Consider the following 4280-nt stretch of genomic DNA (forward strand, 5'->3'; position numbering starts at 1 on the left):
GTTTTGGGCGGTCGAAAAGCAGACCTTACTATCAGCGACGCTCACCCATGAGCCTAAGCCCAAGCCCCTTCACATCAAAACCCCTTCTCCCTGATCAACTCAATAAGCGCCCTCAACCCGGCAGGCACATGGCGTCGACCCGGGTAATAGAGGCGCAGCTTGTCATAGGCGGGCGTCCAGTCTTCCAGCACGCGTACCAGTGTTCCTTGCGTGAGGTCCGTGGCGGCGTTCCATTCCGTCAGGTAAGTCAGCCCCATTCCCGCTCTGGCGGCTTGAAGCATCAAAGTGGGGTTATCAAGCGTCAGCGCACCTTGTACATCCACCGCAATCGCTTCACCGTGACGTGCAAACTCCCAACGATAGATCGCACCGCTCGGCATTCGACTGCGTATGCACTCATGGGCGCCCAGATCCAGGGGGCTTAAAGGGGCAGGGCGCCTGGCAAAGTAGGCAGGGCTGCCCAATACCGCGAACCGCTGAGGCGGACTGATATCGACAGCGATCATATCTTGCGCAACGCTATCGCCCAGGCGGATCCCGGCATCAAATCCTTGCGCCACGATATCGACAAGGCGCCCTTCAGTGACGATATCCACCTTCATTTGCGGATAGCGCTGCATGAACTCCAGCAGCAGTGGCATCACCTGCTTGGCGGCGCCTGCTGAAGTATTAAGGCGCAGAGTACCGCTCGGTGCGGCCTGACTATTCCCCGCTTGTTCTAGCGCCATACGGATGGTCGACAGGGCGGGCGTCACCGTGCGCACAAACTCCGCGCCAATCTCCGAAAGGGACACGCTGCGCGTCGTGCGATTGAACAATCGCACACCCATTCGTGCCTCAAGCGCGGCGACCAAGTGACTCAGCGCCGACGTCGACACATTCAACTCTGTCGCCGCCGCCCGAAAGCTGCGATGCCGGGCGACTGCCAAGATTGCTTCCAGCTCGTTCAATCCCGATGTGTTCATTGTCCTGAATTGCTCATCAAGTCGTTCCGATTTGTGCGGATTATCAGATCAATCATAGTGGCTTACCGTAGGGCATACCAATTGAGTGCCTTCGGAGGCTCCATGCTTCAGATCAACCAGATCTACATAAATGGTCAGTTCGTGACGCCCCACGGTGAAGAACGATTCGACCTGTTCAACCCCGCGACCGCCGAGCCCATTGCTCAGGTCCGCCTGGCTGACGAGCACGACGCAATCAGCGCGATCAGCGCCGCCAAACAGGCATTTCCCGAGTTTTCCCGTACACCCAAAGCGACGCGCGTTATTTACCTCAAGCGCATGCACGCAGCCGTAGCCTCTGTAGAAGCGGAGCTCACTGCCGCCATTATTCTTGAGTACGGAGCGCCGTTATCGCGTGCGCAATGGATGGCCAAGCATGCCGCGAGCGTGCTGCTGGACGCCGCAAACGTATTGGATGATTACGTCTTTACACGGCGCATCGGTATCGCCGAAGTGACCCTGCAACCCCTCGGCGTTGCCGGGCTCATCACACCTTGGAACAGCAATGCCGGTTTCATCTGCGGCAAGCTGGCTGCGGCGTTAGCCGCCGGGTGTACGGCGGTGATAAAACCCAGCGAAATGAGCGCCCTGCAGACCTCCATCGTCACGCGCGCGTTGCACGAAGCGGGTTTGCCGCCAGGAGTGTTCAACATCGTCACGGGCCGAGGTGAAACCGTCGGTGCCGTGCTGAGCACGCACCCGGATATTGCGAAAGTCTCGTTCACCGGGTCTACCGCCGTCGGCAAACAAATCCTGCGTGCCGGCGCTGAAACCTTGAAACGAATCACGCTCGAATTGGGTGGGAAATCTCCGGTACTGATTCTCGAGGATGCCGATCTCGCTAGCGCTGTACCCATGGCCATTCAAGCCGGTTTCATGAACAGCGGCCAAGCCTGTATCGCCGGCACCCGCATTCTTGTACCCGCCCACCGCCTGGCAGAAGTCGAAGCATTGATGGTCGAGGCAGTGGCGAAGGTCCAGGCGGGTGACCCCAATGACCCTGCCACCAGCGTTGGCCCCATGGTGAGCCTCAAGCAATGGCAGCGCGTCCAGCGATACATACACATCGGCATGGAAGAGGGCGCCCGCTTATTGGCCGGTGGTCCAGGATTGCCAGAGGGCGTCACCACGGGTTGGTTTGTGAAACCTACGGTCTTCAGCCGTGTGTCGAACCAGATGACCATCGCTCGTGAAGAGATTTTCGGCCCCGTCCTGTCGATCATCACCTACAGCGACGAGGAAGAAGCCCTGGCGATAGCCAATGACACGGCCTACGGCCTCCAGGCGTACATCCTGTCTTCGGATCTGCCAAAGGCCCACGCACTGGCCACGCGCATCGAGGCGGGCCGCGTGCTTATCAATACGTTGGCCCACGAACCTCGCGCCCCCTTTGGTGGGTTCAAACAGTCAGGTATCGGCCGCGAGTGCGGGACGTTCGGTTTGGAGGCATTTCTGGAGCCAAAATCCGTCCTGTCCTGACAAAACGGCATGCCGTTGGGGAAATCGATGCAAAGTGTTTCTGCATTTTTGGTATGGTGCAGCACATTTTCACAAGGATTGATCTTTTATCCGCAGGATGCGGCGTCGACCTTCTTCAACGAGATGCTGTAGAAATGCCTGAACCGATACCGATCAAGGATCACGAAAAAGAAAACCGCCTGGTCAACAAGCGCCTGCTTGCCTGCGCACTGCTGGTGATTGGCATCACCTGCGCCCTGGTTGGGCGCATGTATTTTCTGCAGGTGGTGCAGTACGACTACCACTCCACGATTTCTGAAAACAACCGCGTCCATGTATTGCCGATCACCCCGACCCGCGGGCTGATTTATGACCGCAACGGCGTCGTCCTCGCTGACAACCGCCCCAGCTACAACTTGACCATCACCCGCGAGCGCACCACCGACCTCAAGGGCGAACTGGACGCTATCGTCAGCCTGTTGCATCTGCCAGCCGAAGACCGTGCTGTGTTTGACAAGGCGCTCAAGCAAGCCCGCCATCCTTTTGTGCCCGTCACGCTGTTCTATGAACTGACCGAAGAACAGATCGCTGTATTGGCGGTGAACGAATTCCGTTTGCCTGGCGTAGACGTCGAGCCGCAATTTGTCCGCCATTATCCATTGGGCGCGCATTTCGCCCATTCCATTGGCTACGTCGGCCGCATCAACGAGAAAGAATCCAAGGCCCTCGACTCGGTGGAATACCGCGGTACCCAGTCCATCGGCAAAACCGGTATCGAACGCTTCTACGAGTCCGAACTGCACGGCCACGTAGGGTACGAAGAGGTCGAGACCAACGCCCAGGGCCGTGTGTTGCGCGTGCTCAAGCACACCGACCCGATTCCCGGCAAAAACATCGTATTGAGCCTCGACGTTCACCTCCAGGAAGCCGCTGAAGAAGCCCTGGGCGATCGTCGCGGTTCGGTGGTCGCCCTCGACCCGCAGACCGGCGAAGTACTGGCCATGGTCAGCAAGCCGAGCTTCGACCCCAACAGTTTTGTGACCGGGATCAGCTTCAAGGAATACGCCGCCCTGCACGATTCCATCGACCGCCCGCTGTTCAATCGCGTACTGCGCGGGCTGTACGCGCCGGGTTCGACCATCAAACCCGAGGTGGCCATCGCTGGCCTCGACAGCGGTGTGGTCACGGCGCAAACCCGCGTGTTCGACCCCGGTTACTACCAGTTGCCCGATTTTGACCACAAATACCGCAACTGGAACCACAGCGGCGACGGCTGGGTGGACATGGATGCCGCGATCATGCGGTCCAACGACACCTACTTCTATGACTTGGCCCACAAGCTCGGCATTGATCGTCTGCACGATTACCTGGCCGAGTTCGGCCTTGGCCAGAAAGTGTCCCTGGACATGTTCGAAGAGTCNNCAGGGCTACATGCAGGTCACGCCGCTGCAATTGGCCCAGGCCACCGCGCTGATCGCCAACAAAGGCGTGTGGAACCGACCGCACCTGGCCAAGACGATCAACGGCGTGCCGCCGGTGGATAATAACCCGATGCCAAGGATCACGGTTTCACCCGGGAACCAGGGCTGGCGGCGGGTTGCGCGCTTCCAGGCTTGGGATGGCATCAGGCCTGCTGACTCTTCGAACATGTCCAGGGACACTTTCTGGCCAAGGCCGAACTCGGCCAGGTAATCGTGCAGACGATCAATGCCGAGCTTGTGGGCCAAGTCATAGAAGTAGGTGTCGTTGGACCGCATGATCGCGGCATCCATGTCCACCCAGCCGTCGCCGCTGTGGTTCCAGTTGCGGTATTTGTGG

The 4280-nt window shown here is 58.9% G+C and carries 2 protein-coding genes and 2 pseudogenes; 2 read left to right on the top strand and 2 right to left on the bottom strand.

Annotated features, from left to right (window positions below; all coding sequences use genetic code 11):
* Positions 1 to 74: 74 nt before the first annotated feature.
* Positions 75 to 965 (bottom strand): LysR family transcriptional regulator, encoded by an 891-nt coding sequence (locus tag HX803_RS31445; protein ID WP_178925974.1) that lies wholly within the window; start codon positions 963 to 965, stop codon positions 75 to 77.
* A gap of 102 nt (positions 966 to 1067) precedes the next feature.
* On the opposite strand from HX803_RS31445, the gene HX803_RS31450 reads away from it, so the two are divergent.
* Both HX803_RS31450 and mrdA read left to right on the top strand, forming a co-directional pair.
* Entirely contained in the window at positions 1068 to 2483 is a 1416-nt protein-coding gene (locus tag HX803_RS31450; protein ID WP_178925975.1) for an aldehyde dehydrogenase family protein, read from the top strand.
* Between the two features lie 134 nt (positions 2484 to 2617).
* Positions 2618 to 4061 (top strand): annotated as a pseudogene (gene mrdA / locus HX803_RS31455) (penicillin-binding protein 2); the annotation flags it as partial.
* Positions 4062 to 4066: 5 nt separating this feature from the next.
* On the opposite strand, the pseudogene HX803_RS33285 reads toward mrdA, so the two are convergent.
* A pseudogene (locus HX803_RS33285) lies at positions 4067 to 4234 on the bottom strand (penicillin-binding transpeptidase domain-containing protein); the annotation flags it as partial.
* Positions 4235 to 4280: the final 46 nt, after the last annotated feature.

This window comes from Pseudomonas sp. P7548, from assembly GCF_013386585.1.
In the GTDB taxonomy this organism is placed as follows: Bacteria; Pseudomonadota; Gammaproteobacteria; order Pseudomonadales; family Pseudomonadaceae; genus Aquipseudomonas.

Coding starts and splice junctions, on each gene's coding strand:
- HX803_RS31445 (WP_178925974.1), bottom strand. CDS start 965: ATGAACACATCGGGATTGAACGAGCTGGAAGCAATCTTGGCAGTCGCC.
- HX803_RS31450 (WP_178925975.1), top strand. CDS start 1,068: ATGCTTCAGATCAACCAGATCTACATAAATGGTCAGTTCGTGACGCCC.